This window comes from Cyanobium sp. L1E-Cus, assembly GCF_024345755.1.
GTDB lineage: Bacteria > Cyanobacteriota > Cyanobacteriia > PCC-6307 > Cyanobiaceae > Cyanobium_A > Cyanobium_A usitatum.
The window spans coordinates 103,748-123,577 of the sequence record NZ_JAGQBS010000005.1; the positions used below are offsets into that span (position 1 = coordinate 103,748).

Below are 19,830 nucleotides of genomic sequence, written 5' to 3' on the forward strand. Positions count from 1 at the left end.
ACCTGGCAGTTCCTACCAACCGCCTTCAAACAGATCGGCGATCTCGGCGGCGGCTAGCTGATCACAAACGGTTCACCTGCCGCATGGCCGTGAATGCCCCATCTCAGTCAGGTCAGCCCCGCCAGCAACCACTCCTCCACCCGCTCCGCCAGCACCGCCCGCGTGGCGTTGGCCTCCACCCAGGCCCGGCAGGCGCGTCGCTCGATCGCACCCACCTGTGCCACCGCCGCCGCCAGGGCCGTCACGTCGTCCGGCTCCACCAGCAGTCCAGTGAGACCGTGCTGCACCAGCTCGCCGGGGCCGCCGCGGCGATAGGCCACCACCGGCACACCGCAGGCCAGCGCCTCCACCACCACGTTGCCGTAGGCCTCATTCCACTTGGGGGTATTCAGCAGGGCCTGGCAATGGCCGAGCTGCTGCTGCAGCTGATTGGTGGGCAAGAAACCCCGCCACTGCAGGGTGCCAGCAGGCACCGACGCCTCCACAGCTGCCGCATAGGCCTGGTCTTCCACCAAACCCCACACCGCTAGGGGTAACCCCAGCTGGGCCGCCGCCGCCGCCGCGTCCTCCAGCCCCTTCTCCGGCGCAACCCTGCCGGCCCAGCCGAGCAGAGGCTCAGGCTCGGCGCAGAAGCCGTATGCGTCTAGGTCAAAGCCATTGCCCAGCACCACCGGCGCCTGGGGCAAACGAAAATCCTCCGCCTGCACGCGGGTATGAAAAGCGAGGCGCCGCTGATCCCAAGCCGCCAGCTCGGCAATCGCCAAATCCATCGCCTCACTCACCGAACCCATGCTCACCAGGTGAAACAGGGGCAGGGGCGCTAGGGGGGTCAACCAGAGAGGCAGCCAGTCGTAGGCCAGGTTGATCACCGCCTCAAAGCCGGCCCCAGGCCCCTCCAAAAGCGCCCGCCGCCAGAAGGCCTGCAGCAGGCCATCGGCCGGCATCGTGATCGCAGCACTGCGCTGCTGGTGCTGGGCGCTGGTCTGGGAGCTGCCGCTACAGGTCCAAAGTTCGGCGGCGAGGCAGGAGGTGGGCAACACCGACTCCTCGGCCGCCAGCACCGTCACCCGGTGGCCCCGCGCCAACAACCCCGCTACCAGGGCACAGGCCGTGAGCTCCACCCCACCGCCGCGGCCACTGCCCAGGGCTCCCACCGGAGTACTCACCACCAGGATCCGCATCACGGCTGCTCCAGCAGGGAGGTACCGCGCCAGAGCTGCTTGCGCCGGTTTATCAACAGCACCGACACCAAGGCCAGCAGGGCCCCGAGCCACTGCAGCGGCTGCAACTGCTCATCAAGCAGCAAAACCCCGCAGAGCAGGGCGAAGACGGGAGTTAAGAAGGTGAGAGCGGTGAAACCCGTGAGGTCACCACTGTTGGCAAACCAGAAGAAGAGGCCGTAGGCCAGGGCGCTGCCGAGCACGGTGGCGTAAGCCATCAATCCCCATTCTTCCAGGCTCCAGCTGGGCAGTAGGGCCCCCTCCCAGGCGACCCCGCCCAGCAGCGGCAGGCCACCAAGCAGAAGGTGCCAGCCGGTAATTGCCACCGGATCGCTCTGGCGGCTGGCGTAGCGACTCAGCACCGTGCCGATGGCCATCGCCGCCGCCGCCGCCAGCATCCACAGCTCGCCATGGCTCCAGGCCTGTTCGCCAAGGGCGACGGGACCATCGAGCCACCAGTGGCGCAGCACCGGTGCCGGCAAACCCAGGCAAAGGATGCCGAGCAACCCCAGCAGCAGGCCCACCCAGCCCACCGGATTGATCGCTTCCCCAAACAGACTGCGGGCCAGCAGGGCCACCAGCAGGGGCTGGGAATCAATAAGTACCGAACCCAGGCCCGCTCCGGTCTGGCCCAGGCCCCGGGCCAGTAGCCCCTGGAAGAGGCTGCCGTCCACCAGGGCAAAGGCCAGCAACCAGGGCCAATCAACGGCAGCCACCCGCAGGGAGCGGCCCAGCAACAGGGCGGCCAGCAGCACCAGAACCCCCGCTGGCAGCAGCCGCAGGCTTGCCACCTGCAGGGGACTGCCGGATTCCAGCAGGGGCCGCATCGCCGCCATCGCCGTGCCCCACAGCGCAAAAGGGAGCAACATCAAGGGCCATCGCAGGGCCTGGGGCATGGGCTTCCTGGCCGGCGAAGGCTTTGTTTTTAAGATCCAACCACTTCACCTATCCCAAATGCCCTGGCCCTGGCGCCGCAAGACCCGTCGCACCCTGGCGCGCATTGCCATCGAAGGACCAATCGCCGGCCCGACCCGCAGCCGGGTGCTCAAGGCCCTGCGCCAGGTGGAGCAACGGGAGTGCCCTGCTCTTCTGCTGCGTATTGATAGCCCCGGCGGCACCGTGGGCGACAGCCAGGAGATCTACAGCGCCCTAATGCGCCTGCGAGAAAAGGGCTGCAAGGTGGTGGCCAGCTTCGGCAACATTTCCGCCTCAGGCGGGGTCTACATCGGAGTTGCCGCCGAAAAAATTGTGTCCAACCCAGGCACGATCACCGGCTCGATCGGCGTGATTCTGCGGGGCAACAACCTCTCCAAACTGCTGGAGCGGGTGGGCGTGAGCTTTGAAACCGTCAAGAGCGGCCTCTACAAAGACATCCTTTCGCCGGATCGCGCTCTCAGCGAAGGGGAACGCAAGCTGCTGCAGAGCTTGATTGATTCGAGCTACCACCAGTTTGTGGAGGCTGTAGCAACGGGAAGGGGGCTTAACCAAGAGACGGTGCGCGGCTTCGCCGATGGCCGGGTGTTCAGCGGCGCCCAAGCCCTGGAGCTGGGTTTAGTAGATGTGCTCGGTGATGAGGAGACGGCCAGGCGACTGGCCGCTGAGCTGGCTGGCCTCGACCCTGAGAAAACCCGCCCAACCACCTTTGGCAGCCCGCCTAAACGCTTTGGCGGTGTACTGCCCGGCCGCAGCCAACTGCGCCAACTGATCGAGAGCTTCAGCCTGGAACTGGCCTGGAGCGGTCAACCCCTGTGGCTCTACAGGCCATGAATGCTGGTTTTGTGCTGCGGGCCCTGCGCGGGGCAACCACCGCCGAGGCGAACAGCACCGAGGCGATTCAGGCCTGTGTCAAGGAGCTTGTGGATGCCCTTATGGAGCGCAATGGACTCCAGGGAGAGCAGCTGGTGTCGGTGACCTTTTCCGTAACCCGGGATCTAGATGCCTGTTTTCCGGCGGCCATCGCCAGGCGCCAGCCAGGCTGGGACCAGGTGGCTTTGCTCGATTGCCAGCAAATGGAAGTAGTGGGCGATCTGCCTCGCTGCATCCGACTGCTGGCCCATGCCTGGCTACAACCGCAGCAGACCCCGGTGCACCCCTACCTGCGCGAGGCAGCTGGCCTGCGACCAGATCGGGCTCAGCCATAGGCCCGCCGCCACCTTTGGGGCCGGCCACCCCGGGCACCGGGGCAGCAGCTCCCTGCTGAGAATCAAATCACTTATTGGTGCAGCCCTGATGGGTTTCCCTCGCCTTCGCCACCAACTCGCCCTCCCGGCCCTGGCCGCCAGCGCCGCACTCGTCACTGGAGCAGTTGCGCTTAGCACCAGTCTCCAGCCGAGCCTGGCTCAGGGCACGCCCAGCCTGATGGAGTTCCGCTGGGACAACACCAAGGACTACCGCAAGCTCTACTTCTTTATGACCGAAACCCAGCGCCTCAAGCGCTCGGAGTACTACTTGATACTCAGACCAAAAGATCGCAAGACGGCAATTCTAAAACTAAGTATCAGCGTCCCAAGTTATTTTGACACCAAGATTGATCCCAAGCGAGTCAAGCTCTGCAAGATGAGTGAGGGCGGCATGATGTCTCGCACCAAGTGCCAGGAGACCATCCCAGCCACGATCGAAGTATCTGCCGATGGCGGTGCCATAGAGATTTTCCCAGATACCCCCGTGCCAGACACCGGCACCATCGGGGTGTACATGAACATCTTCAATCCCTTCAACATCGGCATGTATCAGTTCAATGCCCTGGCCCAAGCCCCCGGCGACGTGCCAATGGCCGGCTACCTGGGCAGCTGGCTGATTCAGATCGATCCGCCTAACAACTGAGTGGCATAGACACTGAGCCCCAGCGGCGCCAACCCCGCCTGATAGGTTGGCCCTTACGCCCATTACCGACGCAATAAGCGCAGCGAAGAGCCAGCCATGACCAAGCGCACCCTTGAAGGAACGAGTCGTAAGCGCAAGCGCGTATCTGGTTTTCGTGTGCGCATGCGCAGCCACACAGGCCGCCGCGTGATCCGCACCCGCCGCCGCCGCGGCAGGGCCCGCCTCGCCGTTTAAGAGCCTTGGCCCTGCCCCAGTGCCACCGGCTTAAGGGGCAACGGGTGTTTGACCGTGTGTATCAGAAGGGCCGCAAAACCCACGGCCCTTTTTTGTTGCTCCGCGTTTTGGACGCCCTGCCCCAACTCCTACCTGCCAAGCAGCAGGCAAGTCCGGCCAGCACTTGGCGATGCGGGATTGTGATCAGCAGCAAGGTGCACAAACGATCCGTGCGCCGCAATCGCCTGCGCCGCCTCCTGCACCAGCACCTACTTGCCCAGCAAATCGGCGATGGCCAGCGCTGCCTCTGGCTCCTACTCAGCCTCAAACCCGGTAGCGCTGAGCAATGCCCCCAGGCCTTGCTGGGAGAATGCAGTCAACTTCTTCACCAAGCAGGCCTGACGCGATGAGCACTGCCGCCGCCACCTCCATTGAGGAAAGCGTTTTCTACGAAGGTGGACCCGCCAAGGGAGACCTGATCTTCAATTTGGTGCTCGGGCTCACCCTCATCGGCATTCCTTTCGCCATTGGAGCGATCGTGCGGGCTTTTTGGCTGCGTTTCCGGATCACCAGTCGCCGGATCGAGGTAAATGGTGGCTGGCTGGGGCGCGACCGCACCCAGGTTGTGTACAGCCAAATCAGGGAGGTGCGCAGTGTGCCCCGCGGCTTCGGCCTCTGGGGCGACATGGTGCTGGTGCTCAACGACGGCTCCAAGCTCGAGATGCGCGCAGTGCCTGGGTTCCGGGACCTCGAGGCCTACATCGAGGAGCGCCGCCAAGCCAAAAGGTCCACACCCAAGGGCATGGCCGCCTAGACCATCAGTCACACTGAGCCCACGCGCCCCCCTACCCCGAGAGCCCCTCTGCCGTGATCGGCTACATCTCCGACAACCTGCTGCTCCCAATCCTCGATTTCTTCTACGGATTGGTGCCCAGCTATGGCCTGGCAATCATCGCCCTCACCGTGGTGATCCGGCTGGCCCTGTTCCCGCTCAGCGCCGGCTCGATCCGCAACGCCCGCCGCATGCGGATCGCCCAGCCCGCCATGCAGAAGCGGCAGGCCGAGATCAAGGCCAAATACGCCAACAACCCCCAGAAGCAGCAGGAGGAGCTGGGCGGGCTGATGAAGGAGTTCGGCAGCCCCCTAGCTGGCTGCCTGCCCCTGCTGGTGCAGATGCCGATCCTGTTTGCCCTGTTCGCCACCCTGCGGGGCTCACCTTTCGCGGATGTGCCTTACACCCTCAACCTCAAGGTGCTGCCTGCTGAGCAAATCGCCGCAGTCGAACCCAAACCCTTCAACAGCCCGAGCCACTCGATCTTCGTTACCGAAACCACCCACGTGCCGGTGATCGCCAGCCTCGAAGGCGGCACCAAGCTGGGAGTGGGTGATTCGGCCCAGGTGAAGCTGCACACCAAAGACGGCTCGAGCTTTGCTTCGGTGCTGCAGGGCATCGACCATGGCGACGCCTACACGCCGGCCTGGAGCGTGACCAAGGGAGAAGGCGTCGTAAGCGTGGCAGCTGATGGCACGATCACTGCCCTAGGCACCGGCGACGCCACAGTCGAGGCCAAGATCCCCGGCCTGGCGGCCCGCAGCGGCTTCCTGTTCATCAAGGCTCTCGGCCAGGTGGGCTTTATGACCGATGGCGCCGTGAACTGGGACATCGCCATCCTGGTGGCAGGTTTCGGCGCCAGCCTGTTTGCCTCCCAGATCCTTTCTGGCATGGGCATGCCCGCCAATCCTCAGCAATCCACCGCCAACAAGATCACCCCGGTGATGATCACCGGCATGTTCCTGTTCTTCCCCCTGCCGGCTGGGGTGCTGCTCTACATGGTGGTGGCAAACATCTTCCAGGCCCTGCAGACCTTCCTGCTCAGCCGCGAAGCCTTGCCCGACAACCTGCAGGCGATCCTTGACCAGCAAATGGCGCAGCAACCCGTGACTGTGTCAGCCAGTGGCGGTCGCCTGCCCTTCGAACCCAAGGGCAAGAAGTGACCCGTGTCCAGTTCACCCCAGCCAGAGCACTCTGATCAGATTTTCGGGGAGCGGCTTCGGCCGGTTCCCCTTTCGGATCTGCGGCACCTTGAAGCTGGGCGCCATTGGCAAATAGACCAAACCATTGAGGGTCTAGCCAGCCTCACACCGGTGCGAGGCCAACTGCACGCCAACCATCGAGGCAACGTGCTGGAGGTGGTGGGCAAAGCAGAAACGATCGTCACCCTCTGCTGCGACCGCTGCCTCCAGCACTTCAACCATCCCCTCCTCGCCAGCAACCAAGAATTGCTTTGGATCGGCGAACCGGCCCCAATCCCATCCGACTCGATGGCAATGGAGGGCGAGGCTGACGACAGCGGTCTGATGGAGCAGCTCGATCCCAGGGGCAATTTCGATCCAGAACACTGGATATTTGAGCAACTAAACCTGCTGCTACCCATCGTTAACCACTGCGGCAAGGACTGCCCCGGTCCGGCCACCTGGAGCAGCGACGGCGACGGCATCGATTCCCGCTGGAGCGCCCTGCAGGGCCTGAACCCCTGAGCCTCCCTCCGTGACCGACAGCTGGGCCGACCAACTCGATCTACTGATCCGGGCCCGCACGCCGATTCTGTGGATCCGCAGCCTTGAGGAGGAACGGGTTGATGGCCTGCTGGAACAAGCCGCCCAACGACTGGGCGGCCGCACCCTGCTGCGCTGGGACTTCATTGATGGGTTAAGCGGTGCCCCAAACCGCAGTGGCGAGGCCACCCGCAACCCGATGGCGGCCCTGGCCTGCCTCGATACCCTGCCGCCCGAGCAGGGGGCCCTACTGGTGCTGCGCGATTTTCACCGCTACTGCGAAGACGCCGGTGTCTGCCGCCGGCTGCGCAACCTGGCCTCGAGCCTGCGCCAGGCCCCCCGCACCCTGGTGATCACCGCCCCCGACTGGGCCATTCCCCGGGAACTGGAAGACAGCATCACCCTGCTGGATCTACCCCTGCCTGGTGCCGAAGAGATCCGTCAACTGCTCAGCACGATTGCTGGCGCCAGTGGCTACCCGATGGCACCGTCCGTGTGCGAAAAGCTAACCGCCGCCTGCCACGGCCTTAGCGAGCAGCGGGTGCGCCAGCTAGCTGCCCGGGCCCTGGCGCGGCGCGGCCAACTCGGGGAGGCGGATTTAGCCGAGGTGCTGGAGGAGAAACGTCAGGCAATCGCCAAGAGCGAGCTGCTGGAGTACTGCCCGAGCGAGGCCAGCCCCGCCGATATCGGCGGACTCGAAGCCCTCAAGCACTGGCTAGAGCAGCGCCACATGGCCTTCAGCGAAGAAGCCATGCGCTACGGCCTACCACTGCCCCGGGGCGTGCTGCTGGTGGGCCCCCAGGGCACCGGCAAATCGCTCACTGCCAAGGCAATAGCCCACAGCTGGAGCATGCCCTTGCTGCGCCTGGATGTGGGCCGGCTGTTCGCCGGCTTGGTGGGGGCTTCAGAGGCCCGCACCCGCGACATGATCCAGCGAGCGGAGGCGATGGCGCCCTGCGTGCTTTGGATCGATGAGATCGACAAAGGCTTTGGGGGCGATTCCCGCAGCGACGGTGGCACCAGCCAGCGAGTACTGGGCACGGTCCTCACCTGGATGGCAGAGAAAACCAGCGCTGTATTTGTGGTGGCCACTGCCAATGGCGTCGACAAGTTGCCAGGCGAACTGATGCGCAAGGGGCGCTTCGACGAGATTTTCCTGCTGGATCTGCCCAGCGCTGACGAGCGCCGCTCCATTCTCGATCTGCAACTGCGTCGCCGCCGGCCAAAGCACAGCATCACCCTGGAAGTGCTGGTAGATCGCACCGCGGGATTCTCAGGCGCCGAACTAGAGCAAACCGTGATCGAGGCCATGCACCTGGCCTTCGCCGAGCAGCGGGAATTCGGCGAAGCCGACCTCATCGCTGCCGCTAGCCAGGTGGTGCCCCTTTCGCGCACCGCCCGGGAACAACTGGAGGCGCTGCAGGCCTGGGCCAGCGGCGGCCGGGCCAGGCCTGCTTCCCGCGGCTAGGGAAAGCTGACGTTGATGTCGAGGCGTAAAGAACTCCGACGTCAGGTAACAAGCTGAGCGTTAGGCCGGGAATCAAAAGGAAATCACCTCTACGTTCTGGCCCAAGCCGCCCGAGCATCCGTGAGCCCCACCCCAAACAGCCGCCCTGAACTGCTTAACCAACTGGCAGTGGCCTGTCTTGGGGCAGGAATCGTGACCACCGTGGCGGTGGCTCAGGGCCAGAACCCACTCACCGCCTTGGGCATCACGCTTTTTTCAGCAATCGCCGCCGTAATGGTTGGCCAGGTGCTCTAGTTAGCGCCCATCGCCAGCGGAATCCTGGGCACGGGGAAGCCATTGGAGCCGAGCACATCGATGATCATGCGATTGGTGTCGAAATACACCTGCCAGTAGTTGCTGGTGTGGGTGTAGGGACGCACCGCCAAACGGGGACCACGCTCACTGAACTCGAGCACCTCGACGTCTGCCTCCATGCCAGCAAACTGATTAGGCACCTGCTTGATGCCTTCTTTAAGAAGTGCAATGGCACGGCCTACATCAGCGGAATTGTCGAGCTGGGCCACTAGCTCAACGCGACGGTAACCATGAACCGAATAATTCTGGATGGTGTCACCAAACAACTTGCCATTAGGCACGATGTTGCGCACATTGTCTGGCGCTAGCAGCGAGGTAACAAACATGCCGATTTCCTCCACTGTGCCGGTGATGCCGGCAGCCGTGATGAAGTCACCAACACTAAAAGGTCGGAAGATCTGCAGAAAAACACCAGCCGCGAAGTTGCCGAGCATGCCACTCCAGGCCGCCCCGATTGCTACGCCAGCACCAGCAAGCAGGGCAGCAAAGCTGGCTGTCTGAATACCAAAGAAGCCGAGTATCGCTACCACCAGAATCACTCGCAAAACCGCAGCGAGGATATTGATCAGATAGCCAACAACCGTCACATCCAGGCTGCCATGACGCAAACTTTTGCGCATAATGCGCATAGCCAGCTGAATCAGCCAGCCACCAGCGATCCAGAGGGCTACTGCCCCCACCAACTTCAAAACAAAGGGAACAATCGTGGAGACCACGAGCGCTGACAGATCTGGAATTGGCATTGCCAACAATTCATAGGTTGAACTATTCATACTTTCACGGATCAATCGACCGGTCGTCAATGCAATGCCAGGATCCGAGCAAATAAACGCTCCTGATGCCAACTGATTTCCGCGCCCAGCTACCCGCCCTGGCCAACAAGACCTACTTCAACTACGGCGGCCAGGGGCCCTTGCCGAGCTCATCCCTCGAGGCCATCACGGCCGCCTGGCGCAGCATCCAGGAGCTGGGCCCGTTTACCGGCGCGGTATGGCCTTTTGTGGAACAGACCACCAGCCAGCTGCGTCAGCACATGGCTGGCTGGTTTGGCGTGCCAGCGCACCGGTTGGCCTTCAGCGAAAACGTAACCAGTGGCTGCGTACTGCCGCTCTGGGGCCTGCCCTGGCAGGCAGGCGACGAACTCCTGATCAGCGACTGCGAGCATCCTGGGGTGGTAGCCGCCTGCCGCGAACTAGCCCACCGACAAGGGCTTGTGCTCACCACCTTGCCGGTGGCGGATCTACGCGGCACTGCCGATGACACAAACAAGCAGGTGCTGCAGCGATTGGATCGCCAGCTCAGCCCCGCCACCCGATTGGTTGTGCTTTCACACCTGCTCTGGAATACGGGCCAGGTGATGCCGATTGCCGCGGTAGCTAGCCAGCTCAGCTCACACCCCAAGCATCCCTGGCTGCTGGTGGACGGGGCCCAATCCCTTGGGGCCATTCCCATCGAAGCCGCCGCAGCCGCCGCTGACATCTACGGCTGCACCGGCCACAAGTGGTGTTGCGGCCCCGAAGGACTGGGAGCAGTAGCCCTATCGGAGCGGGTGGTGCGCGAGGCCCGACCCACCCTGATCGGCTGGCGCAGTCTCAGCCACGAAGCCAGCGGCCAGAGCGAATTTCACACCGACAGCCGGCGCTTTGAAGTGGCCACCTCCTGCGTACCCCTTTGCGCAGGGCTTGAGCAATCCTTGCAACTGATGGAAGCGGAAGGCACAGCCGAAGAGCGCCTGGCCCTGATTCAGCAGCGCAGCGGCTATCTCTGGCAAGGGCTGCAGGCAAACCCGCGCGCCCGCACGCTGTTGGAGGTGCCGCCACCAGCGGGGCTGGTGAGCTTTGAGATCAGCGGGGAAGATCCGGAAATGGTGGTGAAGCGCCTGGGTGAGCAAGGCATCTGGCTGCGCAGCCTCGACGACCCCCACTGCCTGCGGGCCTGCACCCACATCACCAGCACCGAAGCCGAGATTGACCAGCTACTTAGAGCTTTGCAAGCCCTCTGAGTAGCTCCCAACTCCGAACAAAAAGAAGGGGCTTCCGCCCCTTCTCTAGATCAAGCTTGCCTAAATCTAATTGCGATCAGGAAGCCTGGTCGCTGAACACATTGCGATAAACCCAACCAGCCAGCAAGGCCCCCACGATTGGCGCCACCCAGAACAACCAGAGCTGACCCATCGCTTCCACTCCGGCCCAAACAGCCACTGCGGTGCTACGCGCAGGGTTAACTGATGTATTAGTCACCGGGATGCTGATCATGTGAATCAGCGCCAGGGTGAGGCCAATAGCAAGGCCAGCAAAGCCAGAGGGCGCCAGGCGATCAGTGGCACCAATAATCACCAATAGGAAGAAAAAGGTGAGCACTAGCTCCACGATCAAAGCTGCCCAAAAGCCATAGCCACCTGGTGAATGGGTGCCCCAGCCATTTGTAGCCAGCGGATTACTACCAGCCATCACCAAATCAAAAGCAGGGCCACCAGCCACCACAAGCTTGATAAAGCCTCCGGCCAGAACGCCGCCGATCACCTGAGCCACGATGTAAGGCAGCAACTCCGAACCCTTCATTCGTCCGCTGGCCCAAAGGCCGAAGCTCACCGCCGGATTGAGATGACAACCAGAGATGTGCCCAATTGCATAGGCCATTGTTACCACCGTGAGGCCAAAGGCAAGCGACACGCCAAGGAAGCCAAGTCCAAAGGGGTTGCCCGGAGCAATATCTGCGCCAGTGAGATACGGGAAATTAGCCGCAATTGCGGCACTACCGCACCCTCCCAACACCAGCCAAAAAGTACCGAAGCCTTCAGCAAGAAGCTTCTTGCCCATTGGAATAGAGGCTGTCACAAATGTGATTTATAAGACTATCGAAGTTTATCGGGAGCACCTTACGGAAACAAGACACTGGGAGCATTCACGAAGAATTCAGCCGCTAAGTGCCCCGCCGGCAGCGCAGGGCTTTCTCCGCCTCTTCCCGGTCGTCGAAGTGAACCTTGGTGGTGCCGAGGATCTGGTAGTCCTCATGGCCCTTGCCGGCAATCAGCACCAAATCCCCAGGTGCTGCCGCGGCGATGGCGGCGGCGATCGCTACCGCCCGGTCGGCCTCCACCTGCATGGATGCTCCAGGGGCAATGCCGGCAGTCACATCAGCCAGGATTTGCTGGGCATCCTCGGTGCGGGGGTTGTCAGAGGTCACATAGAGCTGGTCAGCCAGCTGGGCTGCAATCGCTCCCATCTGGGGGCGCTTACTGCGGTCGCGGTCGCCGCCACAGCCGAACACGCAGATAAGGCGCCCCGCCGTAAAGGGGCGGCAGGCAGCCAGGGCATTGGCCAGGCCATCGGGAGTGTGGGCGTAATCCACCAGCACGGCCGGGTCGCCGCAGCCGTCACCCACCACCACCCGCTCCATGCGTCCAGGCACACCGCGGAAATTGGCCAGCCCCTCGAGCAACTGGGACAGGGGGACGCCCTGCTGTACCAGGGCACCAACCGCCTGCAGCAGGTTCATCAGGTTGAAACGCCCCAGCAGGGGTGAGTGGAATGCCCCCTCCCCCGCCGGCGTCTGCAGCACCCCGCGCACGCCGCCTGCCCCCAGCTGCAAATCGCGGATGAACAGCTCGGCGCTGGGGTCTTCCAGGGAGCTGCGCCAACAGGCTTTACCCAGACGGCTCACCAGCTGGGCGCCCCAGGGGTCGTCGCCATTCACCACCGCCCCCCCAGCCAGCAGCGGCTCCGCAAACAACCGCGCTTTGGCCTCGAAATAGGCCTGCATCGAAGGGTGATAGTCGAGGTGGTCTTGGGTGAGGTTGGTAAACACGGCACCGGAGAAGTGGCAGCCAGCTACCCGCTGCTGATCAAGAGCATGGGAGCTCACTTCCATGGCACCGATCTGGGCACCGGCCTCAACGGCCTGGGCCAGCTGGGCCTGGAGCAGATCGGCGAAGGCCGTGGTGTGCTGAGCCGTCACGCTGTGGCCAGGCCAGCGATTCACCAGGGTGCCAAACAGAGCCGAAGGCCTGCCTGACGAAACCGCCAGATGCTCAATCAAATAGGTGGTGGTGGTTTTGCCATTAGTGCCGGTGACCCCAATCAGGGCCAACCGGCGACTGGGCTGGGACCAGAAGGCAGCCGCCATCTCTCCGGCCCAGCGGGTCAGCGGTTCAGGCGCTACCAGCACAGCATCGCCTGGCCCAGGCGGCTGAAGGGCCGCCGCGGCCTCGCTTATCACCGCAGCTACCGCACCGGCCTGCAAGGCCTGGGGCCAGAAGCAGCCCCCATCCACCTGGGTGCCAGGCAGCCCCACAAACAAAGTGCCCCGCCCGATGCGGCGCGAGTCACAGCTGATGCCGCTCAACTCTCCGTTGGGCACGCCCAACGGCACCTCCAAACCCACCTGCTGCAGGACCGGATGGAGCAGCTGGGTCATGGCACCGTCAGGAAAGCTGGCGCCTTTCTAAGCGTCCTGGCTGGAAAAACCGTGCTTCTGCAACCAAACCTGCAAGCTGGCGCCAGCCAGCCGGGGCGGCACCCTGGGCAGCTGCCGATCTCCCTGGCCGGAGCGCACCTGCAGAACCGGCACCTCCAGCCCAAAGCGGGCCTGCAGGGCGGGATCACCATCCACATCGATCAACTCCAGCGCCAGCGGAGGATCGATGGCGCGCAACTTCTGCTCCAGTCCCTCACACAGACAGCACCCCTTGCGGGTTAGCAGCACCAAAACAGGGAGCCCGGGGGAGGAAGAGGGCCAAGAGGGAGCGGAGGAGAGCATCAATCGGGCACCGGATCGCAACCGCAGGCGCTGAAGGGATGACAACGCAGCAGCCGGCGCAGGGTGAGCCAGCTGCCCCGCCAGGGCCCATGGCGGCTGATCGCCTCGAGGCCGTAGGCGCTGCAACTGGGAATGAAACGGCAGCGGGGCCCGAGCAAGGGCGAAATCCACTGGCGATAAAAGCTGATCAAGGCGAGCAATAGGGCCGCCAGGCCACGAGTAAGCAATTGGGTCAGCAGCTGGGTTGACTGTTTGCTCGGCAGTTGGGGTGAAGCCCCAAGCTCGGCCTCTTGCAGGGAGGCGAGGCCCGGCTCTGGCTGGAGATCGAGGCTGCGCGGCCCAACCGATAGGATCGATCGTTGGCGCGGCACAGCTCGAGTTAGCGGGATCATCCCAGCATGCTCGATACCGCAGCGCCTTGCCTCCCAAGGGAGGTACTTCGTCCTTTGAATTTGTTTTCATGTCTCGCTACCGCGGCCCTCGCCTGAGGATCACGCGGCGCTTGGGAGACCTTCCCGGTCTCACCCGTAAGTCCGCCAAGCGGTCTTATCCCCCCGGTCAGCACGGCCAAGCCCGTCGCAAGCGCTCCGAATACGCCATCCGCCTCGAAGAGAAGCAAAAGCTTCGCTTCAACTACGGCATCTCCGAACGTCAGCTGGTTCGCTACGTCAAGAAAGCCCGGGCCCAAGAGGGTTCCACGGGTACCAACCTGCTGAAACTGCTCGAGAACCGTCTCGACAATGTTTGCTTCCGTCTGGGCTTTGGTCCCACCGTCCCCGGCGCCCGTCAGCTGGTGAACCATGGCCACCTGACCGTGAACGGCCGCGTCGTGGACATCCCCAGTTACCAGTGCAAGGCCGGCGATGTGGTCGCCGTGCGCGAGCGCAAGCAGAGCAAGCAACTGGCTGAAGGCAACTTGGCCTTCCCGGGTCTGGCCAACATCCCGCCCCACCTGGAGCTCGATAAAAACAAACTCGTCGCCAAGGTGATCAGCAAGTGCGAGCGCGAATGGGTCGCGCTTGAGATCAACGAACTGCTGGTGGTTGAGTTTTACTCCCGCAAGGTGTGAGCGACTGGCTGCTGCTGCGGCCCCGAACTCCCCAAGCCCTCGCCCAGTGGCGGGGGCTTTTTGTTGCATTCATTTTTGTAGCGACCGGCGTAGCGGCAGCGCCCAACCTGCGCGCTTTTTAGCCAAACCAATGCTTGGCTAAACCTTAGTTTAGCTAAGCATTGCAAACACAAAGATCAGCCGCTGTCGATCATCAGACTCTGCCGATCATCAGCCGCTGCCGATCAAGGTCTCCAGGGCGGCGGTCACATCGGCCTGACGCATCAGCGCTTCGCCCACCAGCACCGCATCGGCGCCAGCACCCTGTACCCGGTCGAGGTCGTCGCGGGTGAACAGGCCCGACTCGCTCACCAGCAGGCAGCCCTTGGCGCGGATGCGTTCGCCATAAACGGCGGTGAGCTGCTCGGTGGTGGCCAGATCGGTATGGAAGCTGGCCAAATCGCGGTTGTTGATACCGATAAGTTGCACGCCATCAAGGCCCAGCACCCGCTCTAGTTCCTCGCCGTCGTGCACCTCCACCAGCACGGCCAAGCCCAGAGCCCTGGCCACCTTGAGCAGGTAAGCCAAATCCTGATCGCTGAGAATCGCGGCGATCAGCAGGGCCGCATCGGCCCCGGCGGCGCGGGCCTGAAATAGCTGATATGGGCTCAGGATGAAGTCCTTGCAGAGCAGGGGCAGATCCACCGCCTGGCGCACCTGCACCAGCACCTCAAAGCCACCCTGGAAAAACTGCTTATCGGTGAGCACCGAGAGGCAGCTAGCACCACCGGCGGCGTAGCCCTTGGCAATCGCTTCAGGATCGAAATCCTCGCGGATCACGCCCTTGCTGGGGCTGGCCTTTTTCACCTCGGCGATCACCGCCGGCTTGCGGCAGGAGGCCCGCAGGGCCGCCAAAAAATCCCTGGTCGCCGGCAGCTCAGCCACCTGCTGTTTGAGCTTCTCCAAGGGCACCCTCTCCCGGGCGGCCGTTATCTCCCGATCCTTCTCCCAGAGGATCTGCTCAAGAATGTGGCGTGGCTCGCTGTCCTCGTGGCGGATGGCGTATTCGAGAAAGGCCACCTTCACCTTGGGGTTGGGCGGCCGGCGACGGATCTCCATGGTGCTCAGCCTGCCACCGCCATGGCTGCTTGCTTGTAGGCCACTTCCACCACCTCGCTCAAGGTTGGATGGGTGTGCACCTCCGTGGCCAGTTGCAACACGCTCTGGCGGCGGGCCACGGCGTTAGCGATCTCCTGGATTAGGTCTGCCGCATGCAAACCAAAGATGTGGGCGCCCAGCACCTCACCGCTGGCTTTGTTGAACAGCAATTTCATCAGGCCTTCGCCCTCGAGTTCAGCCAGGGCCTTGGAATTGGCCTTGAAGTAGCTGCGCACCAGGCCCAGCTCAAAGCCCTCTTGCTCAGCAAGGGCTTGGGCGTCGGCCTCGCTCAGGCCCACCGAGCTGATCTCCGGGTGGGTGAAGGTGGCCGCTGGGATTGAGCGGTAGTCGATCTGGCGGCTGTGGCCAAGAATGTTGTCTACGGCCACGGTGCCTTGGGCGGCAGCGGTGTGGGCCAGCATCATCTTGCCGGTCACATCGCCTACGGCCCAAAGGTGCGGCACCGGCTCACCTCCCACCAGCACCCGCATCTGCTCGTCGACTGGCACGAAGCCCCGCTCGGTTTCCACACCAACGGCAGCCAGGTTGAGCTCGGCGCTAGTGGGCACGCGCCCAGTGGCCACCAGCACCGCATCCACCTCCAGGGTTTCCACAAGCTCCTTGGTGGCCATGTCTGCCAGCTCAATCTTCACCGGGCAGCCGGGGGTCACCTTGCGGGCCAGCACACCGGCACGAGCGTCGATATCACGGCCATTGATCAAGGTGCGGGCAGCAAGCTTGGCGATGTCGGGGTCGAAGGTGGGCATCACCCGATCGAGGGCCTCAATCATCGTGACCTCACATCCCAAGGCCGTGTAGACATCAGCGAATTCCAAGCCGATGTAACCACTGCCGATGATCGCCAGCCAGCGAGGCAGCCACTCGAGGTTCACCGCCTCATCGCTGGTGAACACGGTGCGCCCATCTGTCTCGATGCCGCGGGGCACGAAAGGCTCAGAACCAGTAGCCAGGATCACATCGCGGGCGCTGATGGTGCGCTCGATGCCACTGCCGTTCTCGCGCACCGTGACCTGCTGATGGCCGGCCAGGCGGCCCTGACCCCGCAGGATCGTGGCACCGGCGCGCTCCAGGGTTTTGGTGAGATTGCTGCGGATAGTTGCCACCAGTTGGTTGGCGTGGTCGGCAATTTTTTGACGCTCAAAGCGCACCGGGGCGGCGTGGATGCCGAAGCCCGCCAGATGCTCGGCGTCGGCCAGCTCCCGCACCCGGCCGCTGGCCGCCAGCAGGGCCTTGGAGGGCACACAACCCCTGTTCACACAGGTGCCGCCCATATCGCGCGACTCAACAATGGCGACCCGCAGGCCATGGTCGGCAGCGTGCTTCGCCGCATCGAAGCCGCCATAGCCGGCACCGACCACGATCACGTCGTAATCGAAACTCGAACCATCAAGGGGGGCGTCGCTCACCGGGCAGCACTGCGGTTGTTGACAGGCATTCTCCCCCGTCAAGCTCCAGCCTGCTGGCGCAGACGCTCGAGCAGTAGCGGAGCTGCCGCCACGGCCACATTGAGGGATTCCACCGCTGGGCTGTGGGGAATGGTGACGCGCTGGCTGGCCAGGGCCTGGAGCTCCGCTGACACCCCAGCCCCCTCATTGCCAAGCAGCAACACCGTGGGCCGGGTCCAATCGAGCTGCCAATAGGGAAGAGGTGCCGAAATAACAGGCACCGATCCGGTCTCGGGGCGCACCGCAACCACAAGCTGCAGGCCGGCGGCCGTTGCCGCCTGCAACCGCTCCGCCAACTCCTGCCTGCTCTCTCGCACCAGGGGCAGGGCCAAGGCAGCCCCCGCCGAGGCGCGCAACACCTTTGGTTGAAATGGGTCAGCCCCATCGGCCAGCCACAGGGCCCCGACCCCCGCCGCCAAGGCAGTGCGCATCAAGGTGCCGAGGTTGCCGGGATCCTGGATCCCATCAAGAGCCAGCACAAAGCTGGCTGTGCCTGGAGCCGCTGCCGTCGGAGGCAGCAGGCTGGCCACCACTCCGTCGGGATGCTGGGTAGTGGCTATAGCTTCCAGCACCTCACCACTCACCAATCGCCAACTGCAGCCTGGAGGCAGGGCTGCCACCAGCTCGCCATGGTCAGCCAGCCAAGCGGCGGTAGCCAAAACGTCCCTGGGCTGAAGCCCTAGACGTACCGCCTCCTGCAGGAGGTGGGTGCCTTCCAGCAGCAGCAACCCCTGCTCGCGGCGACCGCGAGACTCCTGCAGAAGACGCAGCTGCTTAACCAGCGGGTTGCGGCGGCTAGTGAGCGGCTCGGCAGCACCCAAGCCATCGCTAGGGATCACTTCAGAAAGCCTGGTGACGGCGCACATTCAAACCGTCGTGCACTACGAGCTCCTTGCCGTCTAAATCGAGACCACGCACCGAGGCGACCTCACCCTTCAGGCCTTCAGCATGGAGGTTTTCGACCAATTTCTTGATGACAATGTCCTCGATCGTGGATTGATCAAGGCTGTCGGGGGTAAGGCTCTCAAGGAATTTGCCTAACTTCGAGGCCATCACCTCGGAAGCGTTTGAGATCTTGAGAACGATCATGAGAAAAATGCGGATGGGGAGACTTGAACTCCCACGACATTGCTGCCACTAGTACCTGAAACTAGCGCGTCTACCAATTCCGCCACATCCGCGTGGCTGTCGCTAGAGCTGAGCTCGCTGCAACGAAGAAAACATACGCCATCGGCAACCCGCACCAGCGGTCGGAGCCAGTTCCATCGGCGGTCGGCTAGACGGTCTCACAATTTGTTGTCAATATGCTGCGACGTGAGCTGGGCAGTCGTTCCATGGGTCTGATCGCTGTCCAATCACCTAGCAAGACCCGTTCTCTTCAAACTCCCCAGCTTGAAATCCGAGGCGGCCGGCGCCTCTCCGGTGAGCTGCACGTGAGTGGTGCCAAGAACTCAGCCTTGGTGCTGATGGCTGCCTGTCTGTTGACCAGGGACACCATCCGACTGAGAAACGTCCCTCCGCTCACCGACATCGCCGCCATGAGCGAGATGCTCAGCAGCCTTGGCGGCCAGGTCCACCGTGATGGTGACGCACTGGAATTAAAGGGCGACTCAATCAATAGCTCTACAGCGCCCTACGAGCTGGTGAATAGCCTCAGGGCCAGCTTCTTCTGCATTGGCCCCCTGCTTGCCCGCACTGGCATGGCCAAGGTGCCCCTGCCAGGCGGCTGCCAGATCGGCACCCGGCCAGTCGTCGAGCATGTCAAAGGTCTCAAGGCCCTGGGCGCCCAAGTAACCATTGAGCACGGGGTCGTTACCGCCGTGGTGCCAGGCAGCGGCCATCGCCTCACGGGCGGCCGCATCCATATGGACTGCCCCAGCGTTGGAGCCACCGAGACATTAATGATGGCGGCCGCGCTCGCCGATGGCGAGACGGTGATCGACAACGCCGCCCTTGAGCCAGAGGTGGTTGATCTGGCAGGCCTGCTGATCGCCATGGGCGCCAAGGTGCGCGGCGCCGGTACCTCCACGATCACGATCGTGGGTGTGGATCGCCTGCATGGCGCCGACTACGCCGTTATCCCAGATCGCATCGAAGCGGGCACGTTTCTACTGGCAGCCGCCATCACCCGCTCCCATTTGCGGGTAACCCCAGTGATCCCAGATCACCTTGGCGCCGTGCTCACCAAGCTCGAGGAGGCGGGTTGCACCTTGGAGCACGACGGCGTCGGACTCACCATCAAGGCCGATCAGATCAATGCAGTTGACCTGCGCACCCAGCCATTCCCCGGCTTCCCCACCGACCTGCAAGCCCCCTTCATGAGCCTGCTGGCCACGGCCCGGGGCACCAGCGTGATCACCGAAAACATCTTTGAAAATCGCTTGCAGCACGTGGCCGAACTGCAACGCATGGGTGCCGACATCCGTATGCAGGCCAACACCGCCTTTGTGGAAGGGGTGGCCCGCCTCAGCGGTGCTCCAGTGCAAGGCAGCGACCTGCGCGCCGCCGCCGCCATGGTGCTGGCTGGCCTAGCCGCCGACGGCATCACCAGCGTGCGCGGCCTCGAATACCTAGACCGTGGCTACGCCAATCTTGAGGGCAAACTCAATGCTGCCGGTGCCAGCATTGAGCGTGTCAGCTCGGCGGCTTAAGCTCTCAACTGCGGGAGCGTGCCGGAATTGGTAGACGGACTCGACTCAAAATCGAGCGCCTTCGGGTTTGTGGGTTCGAGTCCCACCGCTCCCATCTCGCCCATCACCCGCTCAG

At 63.3% G+C, this 19,830-nt stretch carries 24 protein-coding genes and 2 tRNA genes; 14 read left to right on the forward strand and 12 right to left on the reverse strand.

Annotated elements, in window-relative coordinates:
* Positions 1–107: 107 nt before the first annotated feature.
* Together KBZ22_RS06425 and KBZ22_RS06430 are read right to left on the reverse strand one after the other, a co-directional pair.
* Entirely contained in the window at positions 108–1,181 is a 1,074-nt protein-coding gene (locus tag KBZ22_RS06425; protein ID WP_255021515.1) for a glycosyltransferase, read from the reverse strand.
* Entirely contained in the window at positions 1,181–2,116 is a 936-nt protein-coding gene (locus tag KBZ22_RS06430; protein WP_255021463.1) for a DMT family transporter, read from the reverse strand. Before KBZ22_RS06430 ends, KBZ22_RS06425 begins: the two co-directional genes overlap by 1 nt.
* 58 nt (positions 2,117–2,174) lie before the next feature.
* On the opposite strand from KBZ22_RS06430, the gene sppA reads away from it, so the two are divergent.
* The 10 genes from sppA to KBZ22_RS06480 all read left to right on the forward strand — a co-directional run bounded on the left by sppA (position 2,175) and on the right by KBZ22_RS06480 (position 8,574).
* A complete protein-coding gene (gene sppA, locus KBZ22_RS06435; RefSeq protein WP_106501686.1) occupies positions 2,175–2,987 on the forward strand; it encodes a signal peptide peptidase SppA in 813 nt (270 codons plus the stop codon).
* On the forward strand, positions 2,984–3,361 hold the full coding sequence (aroH, locus tag KBZ22_RS06440; RefSeq protein WP_255021464.1) for a chorismate mutase: 378 nt from the start codon (positions 2,984–2,986) through the stop codon (positions 3,359–3,361). The genes sppA and aroH overlap by 4 nt, the downstream gene beginning before the upstream one ends.
* 88 nt (positions 3,362–3,449) lie before the next feature.
* Positions 3,450–4,043: a DUF2808 domain-containing protein gene (locus KBZ22_RS06445; RefSeq protein WP_254960870.1), complete on the forward strand. Its 594-nt coding sequence runs from the start codon at positions 3,450–3,452 to the stop codon at positions 4,041–4,043.
* A gap of 96 nt (positions 4,044–4,139) precedes the next feature.
* On the forward strand, positions 4,140–4,277 hold the full coding sequence (gene rpmH / locus KBZ22_RS06450) for a 50S ribosomal protein L34 (RefSeq protein ID WP_006170261.1): 138 nt from the start codon (positions 4,140–4,142) through the stop codon (positions 4,275–4,277).
* Positions 4,278–4,282: 5 nt separating this feature from the next.
* A complete protein-coding gene (gene rnpA / locus KBZ22_RS06455) occupies positions 4,283–4,666 on the forward strand; it encodes a ribonuclease P protein component (protein WP_255021465.1) in 384 nt (127 codons plus the stop codon).
* Positions 4,663–5,070, forward strand: coding sequence for a PH domain-containing protein (locus KBZ22_RS06460; protein WP_254996822.1), 408 nt, complete (start codon positions 4,663–4,665; stop codon positions 5,068–5,070). The genes rnpA and KBZ22_RS06460 overlap by 4 nt, the downstream gene beginning before the upstream one ends.
* Positions 5,071–5,123: 53 nt before the next feature.
* The gene (gene yidC / locus KBZ22_RS06465; protein WP_254960872.1) at positions 5,124–6,251 is read left to right on the forward strand and encodes a membrane protein insertase YidC; all 1,128 of its coding nucleotides are present in this window, start codon (positions 5,124–5,126) and stop codon (positions 6,249–6,251) included.
* A gap of 3 nt (positions 6,252–6,254) precedes the next feature.
* Entirely contained in the window at positions 6,255–6,794 is a 540-nt protein-coding gene (locus KBZ22_RS06470) for a DUF177 domain-containing protein (RefSeq protein WP_255021466.1), read from the forward strand.
* Between the two features lie 10 nt (positions 6,795–6,804).
* Positions 6,805–8,280, forward strand: a complete 1,476-nt coding sequence (locus KBZ22_RS06475; RefSeq protein ID WP_255021467.1) for an AAA family ATPase — start codon at positions 6,805–6,807, stop codon at positions 8,278–8,280.
* A gap of 120 nt (positions 8,281–8,400) precedes the next feature.
* Positions 8,401–8,574: a hypothetical protein gene (locus tag KBZ22_RS06480; protein ID WP_255021468.1), complete on the forward strand. Its 174-nt coding sequence runs from the start codon at positions 8,401–8,403 to the stop codon at positions 8,572–8,574.
* Here KBZ22_RS06480 and KBZ22_RS06485 read toward each other — a convergent pair.
* Positions 8,571–9,350 carry a mechanosensitive ion channel family protein gene (locus tag KBZ22_RS06485; RefSeq protein WP_255021469.1) on the reverse strand — a complete coding sequence of 260 codons (780 nt, stop codon included), beginning with the start codon at positions 9,348–9,350 and terminating at the stop codon, positions 8,571–8,573. The genes KBZ22_RS06480 and KBZ22_RS06485 overlap by 4 nt on opposite strands.
* A gap of 122 nt (positions 9,351–9,472) precedes the next feature.
* Between KBZ22_RS06485 and KBZ22_RS06490 the strand changes: the two genes are divergently transcribed.
* The gene (locus KBZ22_RS06490; RefSeq protein WP_255021470.1) at positions 9,473–10,636 is read left to right on the forward strand and encodes an aminotransferase class V-fold PLP-dependent enzyme; all 1,164 of its coding nucleotides are present in this window, start codon (positions 9,473–9,475) and stop codon (positions 10,634–10,636) included.
* 76 nt (positions 10,637–10,712) lie between these two features.
* Here KBZ22_RS06490 and aqpZ read toward each other — a convergent pair whose 3' ends face one another.
* The 4 genes from aqpZ to yidD form a co-directional block, all read right to left on the reverse strand.
* Complete coding sequence (gene aqpZ / locus KBZ22_RS06495; RefSeq protein WP_193486053.1) at positions 10,713–11,453, reverse strand: aquaporin Z; 741 nt, start codon at positions 11,451–11,453, stop codon at positions 10,713–10,715.
* A gap of 103 nt (positions 11,454–11,556) precedes the next feature.
* The gene (locus tag KBZ22_RS06500; protein WP_255021471.1) at positions 11,557–13,050 is read right to left on the reverse strand and encodes a UDP-N-acetylmuramoyl-L-alanyl-D-glutamate--2,6-diaminopimelate ligase; all 1,494 of its coding nucleotides are present in this window, start codon (positions 13,048–13,050) and stop codon (positions 11,557–11,559) included.
* Positions 13,051–13,077: 27 nt separating this feature from the next.
* Positions 13,078–13,392 carry a glutaredoxin family protein gene (locus KBZ22_RS06505; RefSeq protein ID WP_254941860.1) on the reverse strand — a complete coding sequence of 105 codons (315 nt, stop codon included), beginning with the start codon at positions 13,390–13,392 and terminating at the stop codon, positions 13,078–13,080.
* Complete coding sequence (yidD, locus tag KBZ22_RS06510; RefSeq protein ID WP_254941882.1) at positions 13,392–13,655, reverse strand: membrane protein insertion efficiency factor YidD; 264 nt, start codon at positions 13,653–13,655, stop codon at positions 13,392–13,394. The genes KBZ22_RS06505 and yidD overlap by 1 nt, the downstream gene beginning before the upstream one ends.
* Positions 13,656–13,852: 197 nt before the next feature.
* Between yidD and rpsD the strand changes: the two genes are divergently transcribed.
* Positions 13,853–14,461 carry a 30S ribosomal protein S4 gene (rpsD, locus tag KBZ22_RS06515; RefSeq protein WP_106501418.1) on the forward strand — a complete coding sequence of 203 codons (609 nt, stop codon included), beginning with the start codon at positions 13,853–13,855 and terminating at the stop codon, positions 14,459–14,461.
* A 210-nt stretch (positions 14,462–14,671) separates the two neighbouring features.
* Here the strand turns inward: rpsD and trpC are convergent, their stop codons facing one another.
* From trpC to KBZ22_RS06540, 5 genes are all read right to left on the reverse strand, one after another.
* On the reverse strand, positions 14,672–15,559 hold the full coding sequence (gene trpC, locus KBZ22_RS06520) for an indole-3-glycerol phosphate synthase TrpC (protein WP_255021472.1): 888 nt from the start codon (positions 15,557–15,559) through the stop codon (positions 14,672–14,674).
* 5 nt (positions 15,560–15,564) lie between these two features.
* The gene (gene lpdA / locus KBZ22_RS06525; RefSeq protein ID WP_255021473.1) at positions 15,565–17,025 is read right to left on the reverse strand and encodes a dihydrolipoyl dehydrogenase; all 1,461 of its coding nucleotides are present in this window, start codon (positions 17,023–17,025) and stop codon (positions 15,565–15,567) included.
* Between the two features lie 38 nt (positions 17,026–17,063).
* Positions 17,064–17,903: an RNA methyltransferase gene (locus KBZ22_RS06530; protein ID WP_254996814.1), complete on the reverse strand. Its 840-nt coding sequence runs from the start codon at positions 17,901–17,903 to the stop codon at positions 17,064–17,066.
* Position 17,904: 1 nt separating this feature from the next.
* Positions 17,905–18,153: a hypothetical protein gene (locus tag KBZ22_RS06535; RefSeq protein WP_254960893.1), complete on the reverse strand. Its 249-nt coding sequence runs from the start codon at positions 18,151–18,153 to the stop codon at positions 17,905–17,907.
* Positions 18,154–18,161: 8 nt separating this feature from the next.
* A tRNA-Leu gene (locus KBZ22_RS06540) sits at positions 18,162–18,245 on the reverse strand.
* 153 nt (positions 18,246–18,398) lie between these two features.
* Between KBZ22_RS06540 and murA the strand changes: the two genes are divergently transcribed.
* Together murA and KBZ22_RS06550 are read left to right on the forward strand one after the other, a co-directional pair.
* The gene (gene murA, locus KBZ22_RS06545; protein WP_255021474.1) at positions 18,399–19,715 is read left to right on the forward strand and encodes a UDP-N-acetylglucosamine 1-carboxyvinyltransferase; all 1,317 of its coding nucleotides are present in this window, start codon (positions 18,399–18,401) and stop codon (positions 19,713–19,715) included.
* Between the two features lie 12 nt (positions 19,716–19,727).
* Positions 19,728–19,809: transfer RNA gene (locus tag KBZ22_RS06550), tRNA-Leu, on the forward strand.
* The last annotated feature ends 21 nt before the right edge of the window (positions 19,810–19,830 follow it).

Excerpts from the sequence above, each read along its gene's own strand:
- KBZ22_RS06425 (WP_255021515.1), bottom strand. The coding sequence starts at position 1,181 with ATGCGGATCCTGGTGGTGAGTACTCCGGTGGGAGCCCTGGGCAGTGGC.
- KBZ22_RS06430 (WP_255021463.1), bottom strand. The coding sequence starts at position 2,116 with ATGCCCCAGGCCCTGCGATGGCCCTTGATGTTGCTCCCTTTTGCGCTG.
- sppA (WP_106501686.1), top strand. The coding sequence starts at position 2,175 with ATGCCCTGGCCCTGGCGCCGCAAGACCCGTCGCACCCTGGCGCGCATT.
- aroH (WP_255021464.1), top strand. The coding sequence starts at position 2,984 with ATGAATGCTGGTTTTGTGCTGCGGGCCCTGCGCGGGGCAACCACCGCC.
- KBZ22_RS06445 (WP_254960870.1), top strand. The coding sequence starts at position 3,450 with ATGGGTTTCCCTCGCCTTCGCCACCAACTCGCCCTCCCGGCCCTGGCC.
- rpmH (WP_006170261.1), top strand. The coding sequence starts at position 4,140 with ATGACCAAGCGCACCCTTGAAGGAACGAGTCGTAAGCGCAAGCGCGTA.
- KBZ22_RS06460 (WP_254996822.1), top strand. The coding sequence starts at position 4,663 with ATGAGCACTGCCGCCGCCACCTCCATTGAGGAAAGCGTTTTCTACGAA.
- KBZ22_RS06490 (WP_255021470.1), top strand. The coding sequence starts at position 9,473 with ATGCCAACTGATTTCCGCGCCCAGCTACCCGCCCTGGCCAACAAGACC.
- aqpZ (WP_193486053.1), bottom strand. The coding sequence starts at position 11,453 with ATGGGCAAGAAGCTTCTTGCTGAAGGCTTCGGTACTTTTTGGCTGGTG.
- KBZ22_RS06500 (WP_255021471.1), bottom strand. The coding sequence starts at position 13,050 with ATGACCCAGCTGCTCCATCCGGTCCTGCAGCAGGTGGGTTTGGAGGTG.
- KBZ22_RS06505 (WP_254941860.1), bottom strand. The coding sequence starts at position 13,392 with ATGCTCTCCTCCGCTCCCTCTTGGCCCTCTTCCTCCCCCGGGCTCCCT.
- rpsD (WP_106501418.1), top strand. The coding sequence starts at position 13,853 with ATGTCTCGCTACCGCGGCCCTCGCCTGAGGATCACGCGGCGCTTGGGA.
- trpC (WP_255021472.1), bottom strand. The coding sequence starts at position 15,559 with ATGGAGATCCGTCGCCGGCCGCCCAACCCCAAGGTGAAGGTGGCCTTT.
- KBZ22_RS06535 (WP_254960893.1), bottom strand. The coding sequence starts at position 18,153 with ATGATCGTTCTCAAGATCTCAAACGCTTCCGAGGTGATGGCCTCGAAG.
- murA (WP_255021474.1), top strand. The coding sequence starts at position 18,399 with ATGGGTCTGATCGCTGTCCAATCACCTAGCAAGACCCGTTCTCTTCAA.